Annotated in this window: 17 protein-coding genes; 7 read left to right on the top strand and 10 right to left on the bottom strand. The window is 63.8% G+C overall.

The window, feature by feature from the left end; translation table 11 throughout:
- The 3 genes from VME63_RS04735 to VME63_RS04725 are packed head-to-tail and all read right to left on the bottom strand — an operon-like array spanning position 1 to position 5,767.
- Positions 1 to 1,458 (bottom strand): efflux transporter outer membrane subunit, encoded by a 1,458-nt coding sequence (locus tag VME63_RS04735; protein ID WP_325430773.1) that lies wholly within the window; start codon positions 1,456 to 1,458, stop codon positions 1 to 3.
- Complete coding sequence (locus VME63_RS04730) at positions 1,455 to 4,631, bottom strand: efflux RND transporter permease subunit (RefSeq protein WP_325430771.1); 3,177 nt, start codon at positions 4,629 to 4,631, stop codon at positions 1,455 to 1,457. The genes VME63_RS04735 and VME63_RS04730 overlap by 4 nt, the downstream gene beginning before the upstream one ends.
- Positions 4,628 to 5,767, bottom strand: coding sequence for an efflux RND transporter periplasmic adaptor subunit (locus tag VME63_RS04725; protein ID WP_325430769.1), 1,140 nt, complete (start codon positions 5,765 to 5,767; stop codon positions 4,628 to 4,630). Before VME63_RS04725 ends, VME63_RS04730 begins: the two co-directional genes overlap by 4 nt.
- Before the next feature lie 136 nt (positions 5,768 to 5,903).
- Between VME63_RS04725 and VME63_RS04720 the strand changes: the two genes are divergently transcribed.
- Complete coding sequence (locus tag VME63_RS04720; protein ID WP_325430767.1) at positions 5,904 to 6,521, top strand: TetR/AcrR family transcriptional regulator; 618 nt, start codon at positions 5,904 to 5,906, stop codon at positions 6,519 to 6,521.
- Between the two features lie 2 nt (positions 6,522 to 6,523).
- Here VME63_RS04720 and VME63_RS04715 read toward each other — a convergent pair whose 3' ends face one another.
- The 5 genes from VME63_RS04715 to cyoA all read right to left on the bottom strand — a co-directional run bounded on the left by VME63_RS04715 (position 6,524) and on the right by cyoA (position 11,419).
- Positions 6,524 to 7,309 carry an SURF1 family protein gene (locus VME63_RS04715; RefSeq protein WP_325430765.1) on the bottom strand — a complete coding sequence of 262 codons (786 nt, stop codon included), beginning with the start codon at positions 7,307 to 7,309 and terminating at the stop codon, positions 6,524 to 6,526.
- Between the two features lie 96 nt (positions 7,310 to 7,405).
- A complete protein-coding gene (cyoD, locus tag VME63_RS04710; protein ID WP_325430764.1) occupies positions 7,406 to 7,801 on the bottom strand; it encodes a cytochrome o ubiquinol oxidase subunit IV in 396 nt (131 codons plus the stop codon).
- Entirely contained in the window at positions 7,798 to 8,436 is a 639-nt protein-coding gene (gene cyoC / locus VME63_RS04705; protein ID WP_325430762.1) for a cytochrome o ubiquinol oxidase subunit III, read from the bottom strand. Before cyoC ends, cyoD begins: the two co-directional genes overlap by 4 nt.
- On the bottom strand, positions 8,429 to 10,402 hold the full coding sequence (cyoB, locus tag VME63_RS04700) for a cytochrome o ubiquinol oxidase subunit I (RefSeq protein WP_325430989.1): 1,974 nt from the start codon (positions 10,400 to 10,402) through the stop codon (positions 8,429 to 8,431). The genes cyoC and cyoB overlap by 8 nt, the downstream gene beginning before the upstream one ends.
- Positions 10,403 to 10,459: 57 nt before the next feature.
- Positions 10,460 to 11,419: a ubiquinol oxidase subunit II gene (cyoA, locus tag VME63_RS04695; protein ID WP_325430760.1), complete on the bottom strand. Its 960-nt coding sequence runs from the start codon at positions 11,417 to 11,419 to the stop codon at positions 10,460 to 10,462.
- 160 nt (positions 11,420 to 11,579) lie between these two features.
- On the opposite strand from cyoA, the gene VME63_RS04690 reads away from it, so the two are divergent.
- Complete coding sequence (locus tag VME63_RS04690; protein WP_325430758.1) at positions 11,580 to 12,911, top strand: MFS transporter; 1,332 nt, start codon at positions 11,580 to 11,582, stop codon at positions 12,909 to 12,911.
- A 56-nt stretch (positions 12,912 to 12,967) separates the two neighbouring features.
- On the opposite strand, the gene VME63_RS04685 is transcribed toward VME63_RS04690, so the two are convergent.
- Together VME63_RS04685 and VME63_RS04680 are read right to left on the bottom strand one after the other, a co-directional pair.
- Positions 12,968 to 13,840 (bottom strand): helix-turn-helix transcriptional regulator, encoded by an 873-nt coding sequence (locus tag VME63_RS04685; protein WP_325430755.1) that lies wholly within the window; start codon positions 13,838 to 13,840, stop codon positions 12,968 to 12,970.
- A 135-nt stretch (positions 13,841 to 13,975) separates the two neighbouring features.
- Positions 13,976 to 14,527 carry a hypothetical protein gene (locus VME63_RS04680; protein WP_325430753.1) on the bottom strand — a complete coding sequence of 184 codons (552 nt, stop codon included), beginning with the start codon at positions 14,525 to 14,527 and terminating at the stop codon, positions 13,976 to 13,978.
- A 518-nt stretch (positions 14,528 to 15,045) separates the two neighbouring features.
- Between VME63_RS04680 and VME63_RS04675 the strand changes: the two genes are divergently transcribed.
- The 5 genes from VME63_RS04675 (at position 15,046) to VME63_RS04655 (ending at position 23,338) form a co-directional block, all read left to right on the top strand.
- Positions 15,046 to 18,000 (top strand): response regulator, encoded by a 2,955-nt coding sequence (locus tag VME63_RS04675; protein ID WP_325430751.1) that lies wholly within the window; start codon positions 15,046 to 15,048, stop codon positions 17,998 to 18,000.
- On the top strand, positions 17,997 to 18,386 hold the full coding sequence (locus VME63_RS04670; RefSeq protein WP_325430749.1) for a response regulator: 390 nt from the start codon (positions 17,997 to 17,999) through the stop codon (positions 18,384 to 18,386). Before VME63_RS04675 ends, VME63_RS04670 begins: the two co-directional genes overlap by 4 nt.
- Positions 18,383 to 20,056 (top strand): EAL domain-containing protein, encoded by a 1,674-nt coding sequence (locus VME63_RS04665; RefSeq protein ID WP_325430747.1) that lies wholly within the window; start codon positions 18,383 to 18,385, stop codon positions 20,054 to 20,056. Before VME63_RS04670 ends, VME63_RS04665 begins: the two co-directional genes overlap by 4 nt.
- A 181-nt stretch (positions 20,057 to 20,237) precedes the next feature.
- On the top strand, positions 20,238 to 22,013 hold the full coding sequence (locus VME63_RS04660; protein WP_325430745.1) for an aspartyl protease family protein: 1,776 nt from the start codon (positions 20,238 to 20,240) through the stop codon (positions 22,011 to 22,013).
- Between the two features lie 272 nt (positions 22,014 to 22,285).
- The gene (locus tag VME63_RS04655; protein ID WP_325430743.1) at positions 22,286 to 23,338 is read left to right on the top strand and encodes a hypothetical protein; all 1,053 of its coding nucleotides are present in this window, start codon (positions 22,286 to 22,288) and stop codon (positions 23,336 to 23,338) included.
- Positions 23,339 to 23,397: the final 59 nt, after the last annotated feature.

The following is a 23,397-nucleotide window of genomic DNA, read 5'->3' as shown; positions in this document are numbered from 1 at the left end:
TTACCGGCGCGCGGCCAGGACGGTCGCGGGCGGCACGCCCATCGCCTGGAACAGCGCCGCCGTATCGGCAAGCCGCGCCGCCCTGGCGCGGATCTGCGTCAACCTGGCGTTCTGCCACGCCTGCTCGCTGAGCAGCACCGATGGATACGCAGCCGCGCCAAGGCGATAGCGCGCACGGGTATCGTCGAATGATTGATCCGCCAGCGTCGTCGCCGACTGCGCCGATTGCAGCGTCAGGGCATCCTGATCCAGCGCGGTCAGCGTGTCGGCCACGTTCTGGAAGGCATTGAGCACCGTTTGCTGATACTGCGCGATCGCCGCGTTGTATTGATCGATCGCCGCCCTGCGTTGCGCCATCAGCGCGCCGCCGTGAAAGAGCGGCTGGGTCAGCGATGCACCGGCGCTCCAGATCGAGCCCGCGCCGGTAAACAGCATCGCGCGGTTGAACGCGGCCGAACCCATTGTCGCGGAAAGCGAAAGATGCGGGAAAAGATTGGCCGTGGCCACGCCCACCTGCGCCGACGCCGCGTGCACGGCCGCTTGGGCGGCCAACACGTCCGGACGTTGCCGCAACAGGTCCGAAGGCACGCTGACCGGTACGTCTTCGGGCAGATGCAGTTGCGCCAAGGTGAGGTTCGAGGGCGCCTGATCCGGCGTGCGTCCCATCAGTACCGCCAGCGCATGGCGCGCGCGCAGACTTTGCGCGCGCAGCGCGGGCAGCGAGGTATCGAAGTTCGCCGCCTGCTGCTGCGCGGCGAGCACGTCATCGCGCGAGGCCGCGCCCGATCGATAAGCACGGCCGGCGATATCGGCCTGTTCGTGCGCCAGTGCCGACAGGCGTTCGCTGGTATGCAGCTGTTCTTCCAGTGCTGCCGCATTGATCGCCGCCGTCACGATGTTGGCCGCCAGCGCACGACGCGCCGCATCCAGCTCGTACGACTGCTGATCCACCTGCGCGGCCGTCTGCTCGATGCCATGCCGGTTGGCGCCGAACAGGTCGAAGTCGTAGCTCAGTTGCAGTTGGCCGGCATAGACGTCGTAGAGGTTGGTGGGCGGACCGAGATCGGGGAACCCCAGTGCGCGCTGGCGACTGGCCTGTGCGCCGCCGTCAAGCGAAGGCAGCATGGTCTGCCCGACTTGCGCGCGCAGCAGTTGATGCGCGGCCTCGAGCGTATGCCTGGTCGCGGTCAGCGAAGGATTGTTGCGCAATCCTTCCTCGACCCAGCCATCGAGCGTGTCGCATCGGTATTGGCGCCACCAGTCCGGCACCGGCCGTTCGCCCAGGCTGAAACGTTGCGCAACACCCTCGGCGGGCGTGCTTTGCGCCGGCGTAGGCGTCGCGGCGTAATGCGCGGGCAATGGCGGTGCCGGCGGTCTGGCGGGCGGTGCCAAGGCGCATCCGGCCAGCAGCACGGCCAGCAGCAGCGGTACGCGTGCGATCATCGTTTCAGTGTTCATGCCATAACCTCCGGTTCCGGTGCCGGCTCGTCGGCGCGCACACCGAACCATGTCGCGTACAGCGCCGGCAGATAGAACAACGTCAGCACGGTCGCCACCGTGATGCCGCCCATCAGGGCCGTAGCCATGGGGCCAAAAAAGTTGCTGCGCAACAGCGGAATCAGCGCCAGCACGGCGGCCGCGGCGGTCAGGGTGATGGGACGGAAGCGCCGCACGGTGGCGCCGATGATCGCTTCCCAGCGCGGATGCCCCGCGCGGATATCCTGCTCGATCTGGTCCACCAGAATCACCGAGTTGCGCATGATGATGCCGAACATCGCAATGACGCCAAGCAGGGCCACGAAACCGAACGGCTTGCCGAACAGCAGCAGCGCGGCGATGACGCCGATCAGGCCCAGCGGCGCGGTCAGCACCACCATGAAGGTGCGGCCGATGCTTTGCAGCTGGATCATCAGCAAGGTCAGCACGGCGATCGCCATCAGCGGCATCTGCGCATTGATGGAGTCCTGCGCTTTTTCGTTCTGCTCGACCGAGCCGCCCACTTCCACGCGATAGCCGACCGGCAAATGACTGCGGATGCCGGCCAGCTTGCGATCCACTTCGTTGGTGACGTCCAGCCCCTGCGCGCCGTCGCGCGTATCCGATTGCACCGTTATCGACGGCTGCCGGTCGCGCTCCCAGATCACGCCGTATTCGAGACCGTAGCTGACATGGCCCAGCTGCGACAACGGAATCGCAGTGCCATTGGGCGTAGGTATCGCCAGACGCTCGATCTGATCGGGGTGGATGCGGTCGCCCTGCCCACCGCGCAGATCCACGGCGATCAGCTTGTCGCGCTCGCGCAACTGAGTAACCGTGGTACCGGACAAAGTCATCGAAAGAAAATTGGCGACATCCTGCGAGCTGATACCCAGCTGGCGCGCCCGGTTCTGGTCGATCTCAAAGCGCACCGAACGTTCGGCTGGCTCGTCCCAGTCGAACTGCACATGGACGGTGTGCGGATTGGCGCGCATCACCGTGGCCACCTGTTCGGCGATCTGGCGCACCTTGGCGATGTCGTCGCCATCGACGCGGAACTGCACGGGGAAGCCCACCGGGGGCCCGTTCTCCAGTCGGCTGACGCGCGTACGCACGTCACTGAAATCCTTACTCAGCACGCCATCGAGATAGGCCGCCAGATGCTCGCGCTGTGCGACGTCTTTGGCGGTGATCACGAACTGGGCGAAGTTCGGTTGCGGCAGCTGCTGATCCAGCGGCAGGTAGAAGCGCGGCGCACCGCTGCCAACGAAGCTGACGTAGCTGGCAATTTCCGGGCGCCCTCGCAGGGACGCTTCCAGGCGCTTGGTTTCGCGCAGCGTCGCGGCAATGGACGCGCCTTCGGGCAGGCGCAGGTCGACCAGCAATTCCGGCCGGTCGGAGCTGGGAAAGAACTGCTTGGGCACCACGCCAAAACCGGCCAAGGCGACCACGAACAACACCACCGTCGAGGCCAGCACCAGCCAGCGGCGGCGCAGGCACCAGTCCAGCCAAAGCCGGAAACGGCGGTAGAAGCGCGTGTCGTAGATTTCGATTTCCTCGCCGTTGTGCATCATCGGCGCCGCCCGCTGGGTGCGTGCTTGGCGCCACGCCTGTGGCAGGAAACGCGCCCACCATTCCTGGCCCGGCTTCGCGCGCTCATGATGCTCAGGCAGCATGTGATAGCCCAACAGCGGAATGACGATCACCGCGGCGAACCACGATACCAGCAGGGCGATGGCGGACACTTCGAAAATCGAACGCGTGTATTCGCCCGTGCCGGACTTGGCCAGCGCGATCGGCAAAAAGCCCGATACTGTCACCAGCGTACCGGTAAGCATCGGGAACGCCGTGCTGGTGTAGGCAAACGCGGCGGCGCGCACGCGCCCCCAACCTTGCTCCAGCTTCACCGACATCATTTCCACCGCGATAATCGCATCGTCAACCAGCAGGCCAAGCGCCAGCACCAGCGTGCCGAGCGACACTTTGTGCAAGCCGATGCCGAAGATATCCATGCACAGCGCGGTAGCCGCCAGCACGAACGGAATGGAGATCACCACCACCATGCCCGTGCGAAATCCCAGGCTCAGCAAACTCACCACCAAGACGATGGCCACCGCCTCGGCCACCGATTCGAGGAAGTCATCGACCGATCGCGACACCGCGCGCGGCATGCTGGTGACGTTGGACAGCTTCAGTCCCGCCGGCAGGCGCGCCTGCAACGCCGTCGTCGCCCGGTCCAGCGCCTTGCCGAGCTGGATCACGTCGCCGCCCGGCTGCATGGTGACGCCGATGCCCAGCACCTGATGCCCCATGAAGCGCATTTGTTCGGTCGGCGGATCGTCGTAGCCGCGACGAATCGTGGCGATGTCGCCCAGGCGGAACGTTTTGCCGTTGACGCGCAACAGGGTATCGGCCAGTGCGCGCTCGTCGCCGAACTGTCCGCTGGGCCGCACGAACACCCGATCGTCCGCGGTGGTCAGCACGCCGGTATCGGCCACCGCGTTCTGCTGGTCGATCGCCTGCGCGATCTGCTGCGGGCTGATGCCCAACTTGGCCAGCTGCACGTTGGCAATGTCGATGTAGATGTGCTGATTCTGGTCGCCGAAGTAATCGACCTTGGCAACCCCCGGCACACGCAGCAGTTCTGCGCGCAGCTGGTCGGCGTAGTCGTGCCATTGCGCGGGCGTGAAACCGTCGCCTTCCAGCGCGTAGATATTGGTATAGACGTCGCCGAACTCATCGTTGAAGAACGGCCCCTGCACGCCTTGCGGCAATTGCGCGGCGATGTCGCCGACTTTCTTGCGTACCTGGTACCAGGTTTCGGGCACGCTGGAAGCCGGCGCCGAATCCTTGATGTTGAAGAAGATCAGCGATTGTCCCGGCCGCGAATAGCTGCGCAGAAAATCGATCGACGGCGTTTCCTGCAGCTTGCGCGCGATGCGGTCGGTGACTTCCTCTTGCACCTGTTTGGCGGTGGCGCCGGGCCAGTAGGTTTGGATCACCATCACCTTGAAGGTGAAGGGCGGATCTTCCGACTGCGAAAGGCTCTTGTACGAGAGCAGACCGAACAGGGCGATCATGCCCATCAAAAAGAACACCAGCGACTGATGCCGCAGCGTCCACGCCGAGAGATTGAAACGTTCGCCTGTGTTCATTGCGGTGCATCCTCTGGATGCGGCGGCGCGATCGGCACGACTTTTTCGCCGGCGGAAACGGTATGCACGCCTTGCATGACGATGCGTTCGCCCGCTTTCAGGCCACCGTCGATCAACACGTCGCGCTCGCCGTAACGGACCACCACGACCGGCCGCAATGCCAGTGTCGAGTCTGTGGGGCTCACCACCCATACCGCCGGATGCTCGCCCTGATGAAACAGCGCGGTGGCGGGAATGCTTACCATCGCGCCGGCTACCGGTCGCGCGTGCAGCGCAACCTCGGCGGTCATGCCCAGTGGCAACGCGGCGGCGGACGGATCGAGCGTGAGCTTCACCCGATAGGTACGCGACTGCGCATCGGCCAACGGCGACACTTCGCGCACGTGCGCGTCAAACACGCGGCCTGGCACGGCTGGCAAGGTCACGGATGCGGGCTGGCCGACGGTGACGTCACCAATGCGGCTTTCCGGCACATCCACGTACACCTCGCGCTCACCCGACCACGCAAAGCCGAACACCTGCTGCCCGGCGGCCAACACCTGCCCTACCTCGGCCTGCCGGCTGGTGATCACGCCATCGTGATCGGCGACCAGGGTGGTGTAGCGCGACTGGTTCTGGGCCAGCTGCCATTGCTGTTTCGCCTGGTCGCGACCGGCCAGCGCCGAGGCGTAGGCATCCTGGGTCTGCTCCAGTTGCTGCTGGCTGATCAGGTTCTGCTTGAACTGGGCCTCGTCGCGATCGCGTTGCTGGGTGGCCCACAGCAGGCGGTGTTCGGCTGCCGCCAGCGCGGCCTGTGCAGCGCTGAGCTGGTCGGCGGCGTCCTTGGGGTCCAACTGCGCCAGTGCCTGGCCCTGCTTGACCGTATCGCCGGTGTCGACCGCACGCGATACCAGCTGGCCACCGACGCGGAAGGACAGCGGCATTTCGTAGCGCGCGTGGACCTCGCCCGGGAAACGGCCGCCGGACGGCTGCGCGGCCGCCTGCACCGGCAGCGCGATCACCGGCACCGCGGCATTGGATTCGGGCGGCGCCCGGTGGCATCCGGCCAGCACCAGCAGCGCGGCGAACAGCGCGGGGGGAAGCACGGCGCGCCGCAGCGCGGGCGCACGAGGCGGGGAAAGTTGTCGGTCACTCACAGGCCGCTCCTGGGGACGGATGGGGAGGTCGGCGAGTCTCCTCGCCACAATACGGTTATGAATTCTAATACATATCTGTATCTGAATGCAAAATGGTATTGGAATCCATGTGCCGGCGGCCGTGGTACCATGGCGTATGTCACGTAAACGCCTGACCCGTGAGGAATCCCGCGAACAGACGCGCCAGCGCCTGCTGGACGCGGGCGCGGCCGTCATCGCCAAAAAGGGGCTGTCCGCGACCAGCGTGGAAGACATCGCCGCACACGCCGGCTATACCCGCGGCGCGTTCTATTCGAACTTCAAGAGCAAGTCGGACCTGTTCATCGACCTGCTGAAGAACGATCACCAGAGCATCCAGCTGGACCTGCAGCAACTGCTCGACGCCGACCTCTCCGATGAAGACCTGCAGCGGCAGCTGACCCAGTTCTACAGCCAGTGTTATCGCGATCACACCAGCTACGTGCTGTGGGCCGAAGCGCGCCTGTACGCCGTGCGCGACAGCAAATTCCGCCAGCGCCTGAACGTGCTGTGCCTGGAAAAGCGCGACGTGATCGCCTACTTCATCACCCAATTCTGCGAGCGCATGAAGCGGCCCCTGCCCGCGCCCGCACCCGATCTTGCGCTGGCGATGATGGCGCTGATCGACGGCACGCTTTATTTCAACATCAGCATGCCCAACGAGATGACCGATGCCGGCGTAGAAACCGCGCTAGGCACGATCTTCCACGCAACGTTCTTCGGCTCCCGCGGCTGATATCAGCCGCGCGGCGGCGTTTGCTTCAGCTCGCGGCGCAGGCGGTATTCGTCGTAGCCGACATAGATGGCGGCGGCCAGCGTCATCAGCGCCAGCAAGTACCAAGTGATCAGGTAGCTGAGATGGTTGTTGGGAAAATCGAGCACGGTCTTGCCGCCTTCGGGCCATGACGGCTGCGCGCCGTACGCGGGCGACGCATCGGCATCGATAAAATAGGGCGCCACGTCGTGCAACCCGCGCGCGGCCGCCATCGCCGCCACGTCGCGCGTGTACCAGCTGTTGCGCGCCGGATCGTTATGGCGCAGGAAGCCCTGCGGCTCGGGCATGCGCAACAGGCCGGTGATGGTCACTTCACCGGCGGGGCCGGCCGCGCAATGGCCGTCGCGCCCGCACCAGTCGGTGGGCGCGAAGCCGCGGTTGATCATCACGATGCTGCCGTCGTCAGTGCGCAGCGGGGTCATGACCCAAAAGCCGCTGCCTTCGTCGCTGGCGGTCCACACCAGCGTCTGGCGATCGTTCAGCAGCACGCCCGAAACGCGCACGTGCCGGTATTCGTCGGCATCGGCCGTGACGTGCGCCCATTCGCCCGGGCCCGGCGGCGCCACCGGCGGTGCGTGCACGCGCTGGCTTACGTGCTCGATCAGCGTCGTCTTCCAGGCCAGGCGGCGCACCTGCCAGTTGCCCAGTGCGATGAAGCCGGCGAACACGCCCGCGGCGACGATGGCCAGCAGGGTCAGCGCTACCGGGCCGCGCGGCCCGCGCGCGGCATCCTGGGGGGGAGCGGTCACAACATGGAACCTCGATGGTGCTGTCCGCACATTTTAGCGGGATCGTCGCGATGACGATCGGCGCAGCGGCGACGTGTCACATCCGCGCGCCCGCCGTCACGGCTGGTTGCGCGCATCCTGCATGGTCCAGGGCATCATGTTGACGTTGAGGTGGTACATGATCCAGATCGAGCCGCTTAGCGTGATGACCACCAGCACCAGCGTGAACACGAAGGCCAGCATGTTCCAGCCGCCCTCGGACTTGGTGTTCATATGCAGGAAATACACCATGTGCACCACGATCTGGATGCCGGCCAGCAGCAAGATCAACGCATCGGCCGGGCCGCTCTTGGCGAACGCGCCGCTCATGACCAGCCAGAACGGGATGAAGGTGAGAATGGCCGCCAAACCGAAGCCGGTCATGTAACCCTTGAAGGTGGCGTGGATCGCGCCCACGCCATCGGGATCGTGCGCGTCGTCGTGGCCGTGCTGCGTATCGGCATGCTCGCTCATGGCAGCACCCCCATCAGATAGACGAAGCTGAAAACGCCCACCCAGATCAGATCCAGGAAGTGCCAGAACATGGACAGGCACATCAGGCGGCGCTTGTTGGCGGGGGTAAGGCCTTTCCTGCCGACCTGCACCATCAGCGTCACCAGCCAGATCAGGCCCGAGGTGACATGCAGGCCATGCGTGCCGACCAGGGTGAAGAACGAGGACAGGAACGCGCTGCGCTGCGGTCCCGCGCCAATGGAGATCAGATGCGCGAACTCGGTCAGCTCCAGCGCAATGAAGCCGGCCCCGAGCAAGCCGGTCACCGCCAGCCACACCATCATCACGCCGCGGCGATTGGCCTGCATCTCCAGCACCGCAAAGCCGTAGGTGATCGAAGACAGCAGCAGCAGCGTCGTGTTGACCGCGACCGTCGGCAGCTCCAGCACCTGCGCCGTGGTGGGACCGCCGGCGTATTCGCGCCCCAGCACGCCATAGGCGGCGAACAGGCAGGCGAAGATGAGGCAGTCGCTCATCAGGTAGATCCAGAAACCCAGCAGCGTGCCATTGGGTACGTGGTGCTCGCCCTCCACGTGGAAGCTCAGCGCCTTGGATGCGCCGTTGTCCGCCGTCATGCTGATCGATGTACTAGACATGGCTGGCCAGGAGCTCCGTGCGGGCTGCCTCGACGCGCGCCACGTCATCGCTGGGGATGTAGTAGTCGCGGTCGTAGTTGAAGGTATGGCCGATGGCGGTGGCCAGCAGCGCCACGAACGACACGATGGCCAGCGGCCACATGTACCAGATCATCGCAAAGCCGAACACGGTGGCAAACCCGGCCATGATCATGCCCGCGCCGGTGTTCTTGGGCATGTGGATCGGCTGGAAGCCCTGCAACGGCCGCTGATAGCGATGCTGCTTCATCTGCCACCAGGCATCGTTGTCGTGGATCAGCGGCGTGAAGGCGAAGTTGTATTTGGGCGGCGGCGAGGACGTGGACCACTCCAGCGTGCGCGCGTCCCACGGATCGCCGGTAACGTCGCGCAGCTTCTCCCGATCGCGGAAACTGACGTAGAACTGCATCAGCATGCTGAGAATGCCAAGCAGGATCAGGAACGCTCCGAAGGCGGCAATGACAAACCATTTCTGCAAGTCCGGATTGTCGAAATGGCTGAGCCTGCGCGTAACGCCCATGAAGCCGAGCACGTACAGCGGCATGAAGGCAAAGTAGAAGCCCACCACCCAGAACCAGAACGCGCACTTGCCCCAGAACGGATCGAGCCTGAAACCGAAAGCCTTGGGAAACCAGTAATTGACCCCGGCGAACATGCCAAACAGCACGCCGCCGATGATGACGTTGTGGAAATGCGCAATCAGGAACAAGCTGTTGTGCAGCGTGAAGTCCGCCGGCGGGATGGCCAGCATCACCCCGGTCATGCCGCCGATGACGAAAGTGATCATGAACGCCACCGTCCACATCATCGGCAGCTCGAAGTGGATGCGGCCGCGATACATGGTGAACAGCCAGTTGAAGATCTTCGCGCCCGTGGGGATCGAAATGATCATCGTGGTGATGCCGAAGAACGAATTGACGCTGGCACCGGAACCCATGGTGAAGAAATGGTGCAGCCACACCAGGTATGACAGCACCGTGATCACCACCGTGGCATACACCATCGATGCGTAGCCGAACAGGCGCTTGCGGCAAAACGTGGCCGTGACCTCGGAGAACACGCCGAACGCCGGCAGCACCAGGATGTACACCTCCGGATGGCCCCAGATCCAGATCAGGTTGACGTACATCATGGCGTTGCCGCCAAGCATGGTGGTGAAGAAGTTGGTGCCGGCATAACGATCCAGCGCCAGCAGCGCCAGCGCGGCGGTGAGCACCGGGAACGCCGCCACGATCAGCACGTTCGTGCACAGCGCCGTCCAGGTGAAGATCGGCATGCGCATCAGCGTCATGCCCGGCGCGCGCATCTTGATGATGGTGGTAAGCAGGTTGACGCCCGATAACAACGTCCCCACACCCGCGATCTGCAACGCCCAGATGTAGTAATCCACACCCGCATCCGGACTGGACACGATGTCCGACAACGGGGGATACGCCAGCCAGCCGGTGCGGGCGAACTCGCCCACGAACAGCGAGATCATCACCAGCACCGCGCCGGAAATGGTCATCCACAGGCTGAAATTGTTGAGGAACGGAAACGCCACGTCGCGCGCGCCGATCTGCAGCGGCATCACGAAATTCATCAGGCCGTTCACGAACGGCATGGCCACGAAGAAAATCATGATCACGCCGTGCGCGGTGAAAATCTGGTCGTAGTGGAACGGCGGCAAGTAGCCCGTGTTGTGGCCGAAGGAGATCGCCTGCTGCGCGCGCATCATGATCGCGTCGGAAAAACCGCGCAGCAGCATCACCAGCGCAAGGATGATGTACATCACGCCGATCTTCTTGTGATCGATGCTGGTGAACCACTCCCGCCACAGGTAACCCCACAGGCGGAAATACGTCACCGCGCCCAGCAGCGCGATCGCGCCTAGCGCCACCACGATGAAGGTGCCTACCACGATCGGCTCATGCAGCGGCAACTGGTCGATGGTGAGGCGACCGAAAATGAGCTTGGTAAGGTCGGGATGGGCAAGCATCTGGGTACCCTTACACTGTCCTGCGGATTACTGGGAATGGGACATCGGCGCGACGGCCATGCCGTTCGCATCGCTGCCGGTTTGCATCGCACCGGCATCGGCCGGCTTCATCGGGGGCATGCAGGACATGCTGTCCGGCTGCACGCAGTTGGTGAGAATGGCCTGGTACAGCGTGGCATCGACCGTGCCATAACGATGCACCGGCTCGTTCGAACTGGGCGCGACGAGCTTCATGTACTCCTCACGGTTGAGCGCATGGCCGCTGGCCTTGGCCTGCGCAATCCACTGGGCGAAACCGTCGTTGCTCAAGGCATGGAAAACGAACTTCATGCCGGAGAAGCCATCTCCACTGTAATTGGCTGAAAAACCTTCGAAATTACCGGGTTTATTGATCACCGCCTGGAGCTGGGTTTCCATGTTGGGCATGGCATAGATCTGGCCGGCCAGGGCAGGGATGAAGAACGAATTCATCACTGTCGAGGCGGTAATCTTGAACTGGATGGGCCGGTCCACCGGAGCGGCCAGATCGTTGACCGTGGCGATCCCCTGTTCGGGGTAGATAAACAGCCACTTCCAGTCCAGTGCGACCACGTCCACTTCCAGCGGCTTCATGTCCGCCGGCACCGGACGGCCTTCGGCGATGCGGTCCAGCGGGCGGAACGGATCGAGCTTGTGGGTGCTGACCCAGGTCAGCGCGCCCAGCGCGATGATGATCAGTAGCGGTGCGGCCCAGATCAAAAGCTCCAGCATGGTGGAGTGATCCCAATCCGGGTCGTAGTGGGCGTCCTTGTTGGAGGCCCGGTAGCGCCAGGCGAACAGTACGATCAGTACCATCACCGGCACGATGATCAGCAGCATCAGCACCACCGAATAGATGATCAGATCGCGCTCTTGCAGCGCCAGATCACCCGACGGCGACATGATAACCGCATGGCACCCTGCCAAGAGGGCAACGGCAGGCAGGAGCAGTCCTCGGAGAGCCTTCATGGACATGACCGGCGACGCGACCAAAGGGAAAGGGGTACTGCCCTTACAAGGTACGCCGATCCGCTGCCATCACGCAATTGCCCCGAATGGGGGTGTGGCGTTGCCGCAGTGATGGTGCCATGCTGTATCCGGCGCACACACCCTCTTCCGAGCAACGACGATGTCAAGTACGTTTCAGGAACAGCGCGAACCGGCCGGCTATACCGCTGACGAGCTCAGCCGCATCCATGCCCATGCCAAGGTGGCGCCGGGCGAGATCGCCATCGGCGTGGTGATCGGCAGAACGTCGGAATACTTCGATTTCTTCGTGTTCGGCATCGCCTGCGTGCTGGTGTTTCCGCAGGTCTTTTTTCCGTTCGAGTCCAAGCTTGACGGCATCCTGCTTTCCTTCGCGATCTTCCCGCTGGCCTTCATCGCGCGTCCGATCGGCACCACCATCTTCATGTCGTTCCAGCGGCGCTGGAGCCGCGGCACCAAACTGACCATCGCGCTTTTCCTGCTCGGCAGCTCCACTGCGGGCATGGCCTTTCTGCCCAACTACATCACCATCGGCAGTTGGTCGATCGGCCTGCTGGCGTTTTTCCGGCTCATGCAGGGCATCGCGCTGGGCGGCTCGTGGGATGGCCTGCCCTCGCTGCTGGCACTGAACACGCCGCCTGAGCGTCGCGGCTGGTATGCGATGCTCGGGCAGCTGAGCGCGCCGATCGGCTTCATGATCGCCTGCGCCCTGTTTCTTTACCTGCACGGGCAGCTGTCCAGCGAGGACTTCCTGGAATGGGGCTGGCGCTATCCGTTCTTCGTTGCCTTCGCCATCAACGTGGTGGCGCTGTTCGCGCGCCTGCGGCTGGTGGTGACGGAGGAATACACCCGCGCGATGGAAGAACGCGCACTCGAACCGATCGGCATCATCGACATGCTGCGCCGGCAGGGCTACAACATTTTCGTAGGCGCGTTCGCCGCGCTGGCAAGCTACGCGCTGTTCCATCTGGTTTCGATCTTCCCGATCTCCTGGATCAGCCTGGGCAACGTGCAATCGGTGAACTCGGTGCTGGCCGTGCAGATCGTCGGCGCCGCCGCGGGCATCCTGGGCATCATCGCCTCGGGCATCATCGCCGACCGCATCGGGCGGCGCACGACGCTGGGCACCGCCGCCATCCTGATCGGCATTTTCGCGCTGTTCGCGCCCCGGTTGCTCGGCGGCGGCGAAGCGGCGCAGGATACCTTCATCGTGGTGGGCTTCGCCCTGCTGGGGCTTTCGTACGGGCAGGCGGCGGGCAGCGTCACCTCCAACTTCGAAATTCACCTGCGCTATACCGGCGCCGCACTCACCAGCGATTTCGCCTGGCTGATCGGCGCCGCGTTCGCACCGCTGGTGGCGCTGGGCTTGTCTTCGCGATTCGGGCTGGTGGCGGTGAGCGTGTACCTGCTCTCGGGCGTGGCCTGCACGCTGATTGCGCTGCGCGTCAATCGCGCGCTGGCGGCGCGCGAGTAGCAAACGGCAACGCCAGCCATCCTTTCATCTTCACGATGGGTGCATGCGCGGCTGGCTTAGCGGCCCCCGCGCCCGCCTTCGGGCTGCGCCGGCGCGTGACTTGCCGACATCCATGCCTCGTGAGCCCGCTCGGTTTCCTCGTCGGCGGGAAACAATGACTCGATGCGCAGCTCCTGCGCGGCCACGCTTTGTGGCGCCCCCACCGTGGTCACCATCGAAAAATAGCGCAGCACCTTGTCGCCCTTGCGAAACCCCAAGGGGATCATCGGCAAGTTCGGCGCCGGCCCGGCGGCGCCCTGCAGACGCCACGCAGCATCGACGCCGGGATACGCGAACAGGGCGTCGAGCAGGTGGCGTGTGCCCTCGTCCAATACGTGTCCTACCGCTTCGCGGCGGATGCGCTGGATCAAGCTTTGGGCGACTGTTTCCCACTCCGCCACGAACGGCCGCATGCCATCCGGATCGAAGATGAGATGCAGCATGTTGCGCGGACCTTTGCGCGCCGCCATGTCGATAAACCATCCGAAAAAACGCGGGGACGATGCATTGGCGGCCAGCACATTCCAGTAGCGGTCCATCACGATCGCGGGAAACGGATCGTGCTGGCACAGCATGCGGTCGAGCGCGCGCTTGATGCCTTGCATCTCCTGCGCATCCCACGACGCTTCGGAATACAGTGGTGCGTAGCCGGCGGCGAGAAAGATAGCGTTGCGCTCGCGCAACGGAACATCCAGGGCTTGCGCGATGCTGGTCAACACCTGGCGGCTGGGCGTGCTTCGGCCGCTTTCGACAAAACTCAAATGCCGCTGCGACATGCCGGCGTCGAGCGCGAGGTTGAGCTGGCTGATGCCACGCACGTCCCGCCAGTGGCGCAACAGTTGCCCCAGGTCACCGACGGCATGTTTCTGAAGGGTGTGAGTGGTAGTCATGAGATGCTCCCAGGCACATGCATGCGGCCAGACTAACGTATGGGCGAGCGCTCGATCAGACGCCGCGACGAAATCCGCGCCGGGAGGCCGCGCACTCCAGCGGCCTCCCGGCGACGACTCACCAACGTATCGAACCTAGGCCGCGCGCCAGCGATAGGCCAGCAACGCTTCTTCCAGCGGCGGCTCGGTGACATTGCCGGTGTAGTTGGTGATCGTGGACGCCGCGACAACGGCAATCACCTCCAGCAGATGATCCTTGCCAAAGCCGGCGCCGAGAAACGCCGACGCATCCTGCTCGCTCAGGCGTCCGCGCTTTTCGATCAGGGTGCGCGCCACGTTGGACAGTGCGGCGTCTTTCGCATCCTGCGGAAGGCGGCGCGCGCGGATGGCTTCGACGTCGGTCTCGGCAACGCCTTCCTGCACGGCCAGGAACGAATGGAATGCCACCGCCCAGTCGCATGCATTCGTGACGGCGTTGGTCAATAACAGAACCTGCACCTGACGCTCGGAAAAGCTGCCACCGTGCACCTTGCCAAACAGCCCGACCAGGCTGCCGATCAGCACGGGCGAGGTGGCCATGGCGCGCGCGATGTTGGGGATCATGCCGAATGAACGCTGCAAGGCTTCCAGCGACGGCCTGGATAGTTCGGGGGACGATTCGATCGTGTGAATGGGGAACGTTGACATGGTATTGCCCTCAGTGAATGGGGATGGGCGCATCAAATTCGGCATCGGCGTCTACATCGATATCCGTGCCGGTATACGCACACTATTCACCTGGGCGCGGCGCGCCAATTACCTGTGAGGTAATCAGCTGCCTCGGCACATCAGGGTGTACGGCAGCCTCCGCGCCGAACGCCGACTGACTCCGCCTCCACATGGCTGCGATTAACCTGACCGGCGAATCCGCGCCCACGACGAAGCGCGGCATTGAGTACGCACATGTCGGCAAAGCATTCCGCATCGGCTTTACGTGTACCACCCATCGCATCGAGTCCCCTAACCGATGCGGCAAATGGGCGGGCACATCGGCGCGCGCTTCACACGTTTTGTGAAGACTGCGTCAACGCCATCGAGCCTATGCAGCAAAACTTTGCGACACCGATGTGTCTTCGCTGGCTGACATGCCCGACACAGCAATGCAATACTTGCTCGCACCCGCATCCATCGGAAGCGAGCTACGCGGGCAATAAGGGGGCAAGCGTATGAAGCGACTTGTTCTGGCCGGGGACCTGGCTAGATTCCTGGGAACGTTTTTCGTTCTTTTCGCACTGGGCGCGCTGGTGCAGGTTGCCGTCGCCGTAATCGAGCAGCGCTTCGCCGCGCATCGCGTCGACCAGGTGAACGCCAATGCGATCACCGTCGCCGGCAACACGCTGCGAGCGAACATCGATACGACCAAAGGCGACGCAAAGCTGCTCGCCGCGATCCCCGCCGTGCGCCAGTTCCTGTCCGCACCGACGCCCGCGTCGCGCGAGGTGACGGAGCGCTTGTTCGCCACGCTGGCCGCCACGCGCGGCGATTACGCGCAAGTGAGGCTGATCGACAACCGCGGCATGGAAGTATTGCGGATCAACCGCACCGCCAACGGCGTGCGCGTCGTTCCGGTGCCGGAACTGCAGGACAAATCGTCGCGCCCTTATGTCACGGCTACCGCCAAACTCGGTAGCGGCGTATTTTACGTATCGCCGCTCGATCTCAACATCGAGCATGGCGCGGTCGAGAAACCCTACGAGAGCACCTTGCGCGTAGGGATGCCCGTGTTCGCCGACGACGGCACCCGCGTGGGCATGATCGTGATCAATCTCGACGGCAACCAGCTACTGGCCCGGTTCGCCGATGATGCCAGGCTCGCGCAGGGATCGATGTGGCTGGTCGACCGCGACGGCAACTGGCTGATCGGCCCCGATCCCAGTCGCGAATGGCGTTTCATGATGCCGGATGCGGCGCAGGCCAGCGTAGGCAGCGACTTGCCCGCCATATGGACCGTCATGCAATCGGCGCCACGCGGGCAACGGCACGGCAGTTTCGGCAACGTGGCGTTCGACACCATCGACCTCAATCGCGGTGCCGGAGCCGGTGCCCCGCAGCTGCGCATCATCACGCTGACGAAAACCCCCAGCGTCACCGACATCCTGCTCAGTCGCAGCTACGTCTTGTTCCTGCTGCTGTCGATCGCACCGCTACTGATCCTGGCCGGATTGCTGACCCGCCTGCGCATCGGCTACCGCGTCATCCACGACGAGATGCAGGCCAATGCACGGCTCATGGAAGATATTTTCCGCCACTCGAGCATGGCGATGAAGGTGAAGGATGCCAACGGCCGCATCGTGCGCATCAATGAGACTGCCGCCAAGCTGATGGGCCGTCCCGCCAGCGAATTGATCGGCAAGAGCATCGACAAGGTCGCCTCGGCCGAAAGCGCCGCGCTGGTGCACGAGCACGACCACGAAGTGATCGCCGGACGCAGCGTCACCGCCTACGAGGAACAGCTCGAATACCTCGGAGGTTCCTACACCCTGCTCACCCGTCGCTTTCCGGTCACCGACGCAAGCGGCGAAGTGGCCGGCATCGGCGTGATCTCCATGGACATCACCCAGCGCATCCATATGGAGCAGGTGCTGCGCATGGCCAAGCTGGAGGCCGAGGCCGCCAATCGGGCCAAGTCGCTGTTCCTGGCCAACATGAGCCATGAGCTGCGCACGCCGCTCAACAGCATCATCGGCCTGAGCGAGCTGACGCTGGAACAGGCCTACGATCGGGAAGACAACGAAACCGCCGAGGTCATGCAGCGCGTGGTCAACGCCGGCCGGCATTTGCTGTCGCTGATCAACGACGTGCTGGATATCTCGCGCATCGAATCCGGGCGCATCGAACTGCACGCCGAAGTCGCCCGCGTGGATACGCTGGTGGAGAGCGTGATCAACTCGATGCAGCCCCTGGCCAGCGCCAACACCAACAAACTGCTGCTGGAGGTGGCCCCCGACGTCGGCCTGGCCTGCGTCGATGTGATGCGCCTGCGGCAGGTGATGCTCAACCTGATCGGCAACGCGATCAAGTTCACCCGCAACGGCGAGGTGAAAGTGGCGCTGTCGAGCCTGGACGACCATCTGCAGATCACCGTGTCGGACACCGGCATCGGCATGACGCCCGAACAACTGCAACGCGTGTTCGAACCCTTTGAACAGGCCGACCGCTCCATTGCCCGCCGCTTCGGCGGCTCGGGGCTCGGCCTTTCCATCTCGCGGCAATTGGTCGCCCTGATGGGCGGCCGGATCGAAGCGACCAGCGACATCCATTGCGGCAGCGTGTTTACCGTGTCGCTGCCGGTGGGCGACATCGACGGCTTCGAGCCCCCCGCACCGCAGCCCGGCGCGGACGCCAACTTCGCACGCCGGCGCCGGCCGGTGGTGCTGGTGGTGGACGACGATGCCGACGCCTGCGAGCTGGTACGCAATGCACTCAAGCGCAACGGCATCAACGTGGTGAGCGCCGCCTCCGGACGTGAGGCGCTGGCACTGACGCGCTCGCTGCGGCCGGCGGTGATGGTGCTGGACATCATGCTCGGCGACATGAGCGGCTGGGACGTGCTCGCCGCGCTGCGCGCAGACCCCGATCACGCCGAACTGCCCGTGATCCTTTGCACGGTCACCGATCCGGAGCAGCGCACCGGCGTACTGGGCGTGATCGAGCACCTGGTCAAGCCGTTCGACCGCGATCATCTCAGCCGCCTGGTGCAGCGTTTCGTCGGCAGCGCCAAGCGCGGCCGGCTGCTGGTGGTGGACGATGACGATTTTTATCGCGACAAAGTCGCCGGCACGTTGCGTGAAGAGGGTTATCACGTGGAGACCGCCGCCAACGGACAGCGCGCCCTGGGCCTCATGCGCGAGCATGTTCCCGACCTGGTGCTGCTGGATCTGGTAATGCCCGGCCTGGATGGCTTGGCGGTGATCGAAGCCATGCGCGCCGAGGAGATGCTCGCACTGGTGCCCATCATGTTGGTAACGGCGGCGGACGTCACCCCGGAGATGAATCGCAGCCTGTACGAGCGCGCCGTGCTGTTGGTGCGCAAGGGCGATGGCAGCCTCGTGGACGTGGTGCGACACGTGCATCACCTGCTCGATCAGTTACACCTTCCCGCGATCGAGGAAACGACATGAACAACGTGCTGTACGTCGAGGACGACGACGACAACGCCTTCATGCTCACTCGCCGCCTGGCGCGCCACGGCATTCAGGTGCGCCACGTCGAGGATGGCGAAAAGGCGCTGATCGCCGCGCTGTGGAAGCGCCCCGACGCTGTTTTGCTGGACATCAACCTGCCCGGCATCAACGGCCTGGAAGTGCTCAAGCGCCTGCGCAACAACCCGCACACCCTCGACATACCGGTGATCGTGCTCTCCGCGCACGTGATGGAGCACGACATCCTGCAGGCAATGGAGGCGGGCGCCAATGCCTTCGTGCCCAAGCCGATCGAGCTGCAGGCGCTGCTCGATGCCCTGCAACGCGTAACACATAGCCATAACCCAGAGGACCATGCCTCGTGAGCCAGGACGCCCGCATCCTTATCGTCGACGACGACGAAAGCAGCCGCTTCATGTTGCGCCGCCGATTGCGGCAACTGGGCTTTTTGAATCTGGCCGAAGCTCGCGACGGCGCCGCCGCGCTGGCCGAGGTGCACCGGCAACTGCCGGACGTGATGCTGCTGGACGTGATGATGCCCGGCACCGACGGACTGGCCGTCCTGTGCGCGATGCGCGAGGACGAACGCTTGCGCGACGTGGCCGTCATCATGATTTCGGCCAACGACAAAATGGACCTGGCCGCCCGCTGCATCGAACTGGGTGCCGAAGATTACCTGGCCAAGCCGGTGTTGATGCCGATGCTGCAGGCGCGTATCGCTTCCGTGCTGGAGCGGCGCCGCCTGCGTGCAATCGAACGCGCGTTCCTGTCCCGCTTCGACGCCGAAACCGAGTTGCCCAATCGTGCCGCCTTGATCGAGCGCACCGAACGCCTGATGGCATCGAACCGCCCGCTCGCCCTGGTGGCGGTGGCATGCAGCAACCACGCTAGCATCGCGCTCGGTACGGATGAAGGCGAAGCGGCCGCATCGCTACGCCGCTTGGCGGCCTACGTGCAATCGCGCTGGGAGCGCGTGGATACCGTGGCGCGCATCGCCGAGGACATGCTGGGCTGGCTGATTCCCGAGACACGGCCCGGCCAGCAAATGGTGCTGGAAGTGCAGGCGACGCTTGGCATGACGGCGCGCGAGTCTTCGCGTGTACTCGGCTCGGTGCGCGCACTCACCGCCGCTATCGCCGTGTGGCCGGCCAACGACGGCGCGTCGGTGGAGGCGGCCGAATTGCTGCGTCTGGCGATGAGCGAGGCGGCCCGTATCGATCCGCTCGGCGACGAGCGCGTGATCCTGGCCGATCCTTCGCTGCGTACGCGCACGCGTGCTTCGCTGGCGATCCATCAGCAACTGGAACAAGGACTGGATAACGGCGAACTGGAACTCTACTTCCAGCCCATTTTCGCGGTCGAAGGCGATCTATGCCCGGTCGGCGCCGAGGCGCTGCTGCGCTGGAACCATCCCGAGCGCGGCCTGCTCGCACCCGGCGAATTCCTGGACGCCGTTGAGCACACGCCACTGATGAACCGTCTCGACGCCTGGGTCGCCGAACGCGCCGTCGCCAGCCTGGCGGCGTGGAACGGCGAGCTTCCGCCGGCGTTCCGCCTGCACGTAAACGTAACCGCGCGTACCCTCGCCTCGGGGCGGCTGACCGAGATCTTCACCCACGACTTGCCCATGTCCTTGCGCAGGCATCTTGCGGTGGAACTGACCGAACGCGTGCACGTGCCAGACATGCCCGCCTGCGCCGCCGCACTGCATGAGTTGCGCGACCTGGGCATTCACGTGGCGCTGGACGATTTCGGCACCGGCTTCTCTTCGCTGAGCCATGTCAGCCAGCTGCCCTGCGACACGATGAAGATCGACCGCAGCTTCGTGCGTGGCGTGGATCACGACGCCAATATGCGCAGCCTGCTCGAATCGCTGATCAGCATGGCCAAATCGCTGGGCCTTGCGGTGATCGTCGAAGGCGTGGAGGAAAAAGCCGAGCTGTCCGTGCTGCGCGAAGTCGGTTGTCCGTTGGTGCAGGGCTACCTGCTCGGCCGGCCGCGCAACGAAACGGACTTCTTGCGCTGCCTGCATTGAACCGATGCCACATGGCCGATAAACCGGCGAAGCTGCCTTCGCCGGCTCACCCATCGGCCATTTACCACAATTCCCAGTGCAATTGAGGATCAATGGCGGCTGCGCGACCGCACCCCCTGCATGGCTATCGGACCACATGAAAAGCTGGATATATTTACGGCCAAGCCAACAGGGGATGTTGATGACGACGAAAATGCTGCGCCTTTGCGGCCTGGGTATCTGCATGCTGCTCGCCGGTCAGGTCTGGGCCGGGACGTGCCATCTGAAAAAATACGGCACGCTGCCGGTGGACATGATCGGCGGCCAGCCCACCACCATGATCAAGATCAACGGAACCGACACACGCTTCATGCTCGATACCGGAGCGTTCTTCAACATCATGTCCAAGGCCACCGCAGCGTCGCTGGGGCTGCGCCTGCGGCCTCTTCCCGACTGGTTCCGCATCAGCGGCATCGGCGGCTCTTCGGACGCCCAATATACGCGCGTGAAGGACTTCGGCATCCTTGGCACCACGTTCAACAACGTCGAATTCATGGTTGGCGGTTCCGACGCGGGCTATGGCCTGCTCGGCGCCAACCTGCTCGATGCGCTGGACCTGGAAGTGGATCTGGCGCAAGGCAAACTGACCTTATTTGGAACCGAAGGCTGCGGCGACGCGCCGCTGGCGTATTGGGCCAAGGACGGCAACTACAACGTCGCCGACATCCAGCCCTTGGGCGATGCCGCCGACCGGCGCACCATCCTTGAGGTCGTGATCAACGGCAAGAAGCTGCAGGCCGTACTGGATTCGGGTGCCTATGCGACCATGCTCAGCCGCGACGCAGCCGAGCGCATCGGCATCGACCTCAACGGGCCCGACGCCAAGGCCAGCATCACCAGTAGCGGCTTCGGCGCCAAAACGGTCAAGACATGGACGGTCAATATCGACTCTTTTTCCATCGGCACGGAAACCGTTCATCACAGCCAGATGCAGGTGCTCGACGGCGACTTCGGCGACCGCGATACCGACATGCTGCTAGGCGTGGATTTCATGCTTGCGCATCACATGTATATTGCCAACGAACAGCACAAGGTTTATTTCAGCTACAACGGCGGACGTGTATTCACCCTGGCCGCGGCGCCGAGCGACAACGGCAACGCCGACACCGGCACATCTAGCGGTGGCAAAGGCACCACGCCCAAGAGCGCAAGCGACTACGCGCTGGCCGGCGAGGCGCATTTATCCCGCGGCGAGCCCAAGGCTGCCGTGGCCGATTTGAATGAGGCGATTCGCCTGGCACCCGATCAGGCCGCCTATTACCTGGCCCGCGCGCGCGCGAACGCAGCGGACAAGCAGCCCGACGCGGAACTTGCCGATCTGGATAAAGCGATAAGCCTTGATCCGAAAAACGTCGATGCCCTGCTGGCACGCGCCGAGTTTCGCCTTGCGCGCAAGGACTCCACCGGTGCGGCGGCAGACGTGGCGACTGCGGCGCCGCTGGTCGCCGCGGGGTCGGCGCAAGCGCGCGCGACCGCCACGCTTTATGTGGCACTCCAACAACCTGCTGCGGCACTGCCGCTGCTCGATGACTGGATCAAGCTGCATCAGAACGATGCCATGCTCGGCGACGCACTTAACGAACGTTGCTGGGCACGCGCCCTGAGCAATCAGATGCTCGACGACGCCTTGAAGGATTGCCGCAAAGCCATCCGCCGCGACGGCAAAAACCCGGCCTATCTGGACAGCATGGGCATGGTGCAGCTGCGGCTGGGGCGCTACGCCGACGCGATCAAGGCGTACCAGCAGGCGCTTGCATTAAACCCACTGCTGGCCTGGTCGCACTACGGCCTTGGCCTGGCGGAAATTCGCAGCGGCCAGGCGGATGCGGGCAATGCACAGCTGGCGGCGGCCCGCGCGATCAATCCGCATATTGAGGCGCTCGCCCAAAAGCATGGCCTGACCACGGCCACGCCGTAAAAGCTCCCCCGCGTATCTGCCGGTGCCGCGGGGGAATCTCTCTCGCTGCCGTCTTCGCGCGCCTTTTGGCGTCAGCCTTCCAATGGCCCTGCCCGCCCCACGGAGATGCCAGTCCGCCGCAACCGGAATAGCGCTTGCGGGCACTAACCAGCAGTGCCCCCTCGATACCGCACATGCGCCCACCGACCGCCGAGGAAATCAACACAACACCGCTTGCGCGAACGGGTCTGGGCTTGCGCGCGTGGATCCTGACGGCGATCGTCGCGCTGTGCGTGCTGGCGCTCGGCGTAAAGAAGCCTTACTACAACTGGGACATGATCGGCTATGTCGCCGCTGCGCTCAGCGCCGATGGTCATCGCGGCGCCGATCTCAACACAGCGGCGTACGGCATGGTGAAAAGCGAGGTCGGCGCGCCTACGTTCGACCGATTGGTTCAACAAGACGATTATCGCCGGACCGTCTACCGCGATCCGGTTTCGCTGCAGCAACAGCTGCCGTTTTATCGCATTCGAGTGCTGTACGTCGGGTTGATCCGCCTGATGCACGCCGCCGGCGTCAATGACGCCAAGTCCACTTACCTCATAAGCGCCGTTTTCGCAGCGCTTTCAGTGGTATGGCTGGCGCTGATCGGCCGTGAAACCGGCACGCCGATCGCCGCGCTACCGCTGGTGGTTGCCTTTTCCGGGTTGCTCGACGTCGCCAGGCTGTCGACCCCCGATGCGATGGCGTGCTTCTTTGCCCTGCTGTCGGTGTATGCACTGATACGGCAAAGCGTACTGGTTTTTGTCGTCGCGGCCATCTTGCCGCTGGTCAGGACCGAGTTTCTTTTACTTTCTCTGCTGATTTTCGCCCATGCCTTCATCTACGGCAAAAGGAAATACGCGCTCATGGCGGCGGCGGTTTCTTGCGCGCTCTACTGGATTGTCATGAAGGCGAGCGGCAATGATGGCTGGCTGGTCTTGTTCAATTTCTCTTTGATCCACAAGACGGCCTATCCGGCGCAACGGATTGTTTCGCATGACCTCATCGATTATCTGCGCCCGTACGTTCTCATCGCTTACGATCTCACCACCCAGCCACTCTTGGTTCTATGCGGATTGGCCATGGCAGTTCTGTTGATGCACGGACGCGGACGAACAGCGGCGCAATGGCGGCTTTCCAGCGCCGTCTACGTCATTCCCATCGCCTTCGCCGCCATGCACCTGGCACTTTTCCCCGAGATGACCTATCGCTTTTTCCCGTTCGTCACAGCCGTGGTGCCGATGGGGTTGCTTGGCAACAGGCAGCCAGGCTTGCTGGGCCCGTCGCGGCACGATTTGCGCTGAGCATTCATCCAACCACCTGCTTTTCAGCACGCGGATAAATCCAGGGCGCGGCAATCTTC

The organism is Dyella sp., assembly GCF_035503745.1.
Classification (GTDB): domain Bacteria; phylum Pseudomonadota; class Gammaproteobacteria; order Xanthomonadales; family Rhodanobacteraceae; genus Dyella_B.
This window is presented reverse-complemented; position numbering and strand designations above follow the sequence as displayed.

What these genes read in the sequence shown, in the direction of transcription:
- VME63_RS04735 (WP_325430773.1), bottom strand. Translation starts at nt 1,458, where the DNA reads ATGAACACTGAAACGATGATCGCACGCGTACCGCTGCTGCTGGCCGTG.
- VME63_RS04730 (WP_325430771.1), bottom strand. Translation starts at nt 4,631, where the DNA reads ATGAACACAGGCGAACGTTTCAATCTCTCGGCGTGGACGCTGCGGCAT.
- VME63_RS04720 (WP_325430767.1), top strand. Translation starts at nt 5,904, where the DNA reads ATGTCACGTAAACGCCTGACCCGTGAGGAATCCCGCGAACAGACGCGC.
- cyoD (WP_325430764.1), bottom strand. Translation starts at nt 7,801, where the DNA reads ATGAGCGAGCATGCCGATACGCAGCACGGCCACGACGACGCGCACGAT.
- cyoC (WP_325430762.1), bottom strand. Translation starts at nt 8,436, where the DNA reads ATGTCTAGTACATCGATCAGCATGACGGCGGACAACGGCGCATCCAAG.
- cyoA (WP_325430760.1), bottom strand. Translation starts at nt 11,419, where the DNA reads ATGAAGGCTCTCCGAGGACTGCTCCTGCCTGCCGTTGCCCTCTTGGCA.
- VME63_RS04690 (WP_325430758.1), top strand. Translation starts at nt 11,580, where the DNA reads ATGTCAAGTACGTTTCAGGAACAGCGCGAACCGGCCGGCTATACCGCT.
- VME63_RS04685 (WP_325430755.1), bottom strand. Translation starts at nt 13,840, where the DNA reads ATGACTACCACTCACACCCTTCAGAAACATGCCGTCGGTGACCTGGGG.
- VME63_RS04680 (WP_325430753.1), bottom strand. Translation starts at nt 14,527, where the DNA reads ATGTCAACGTTCCCCATTCACACGATCGAATCGTCCCCCGAACTATCC.
- VME63_RS04675 (WP_325430751.1), top strand. Translation starts at nt 15,046, where the DNA reads ATGAAGCGACTTGTTCTGGCCGGGGACCTGGCTAGATTCCTGGGAACG.
- VME63_RS04670 (WP_325430749.1), top strand. Translation starts at nt 17,997, where the DNA reads ATGAACAACGTGCTGTACGTCGAGGACGACGACGACAACGCCTTCATG.
- VME63_RS04660 (WP_325430745.1), top strand. Translation starts at nt 20,238, where the DNA reads ATGACGACGAAAATGCTGCGCCTTTGCGGCCTGGGTATCTGCATGCTG.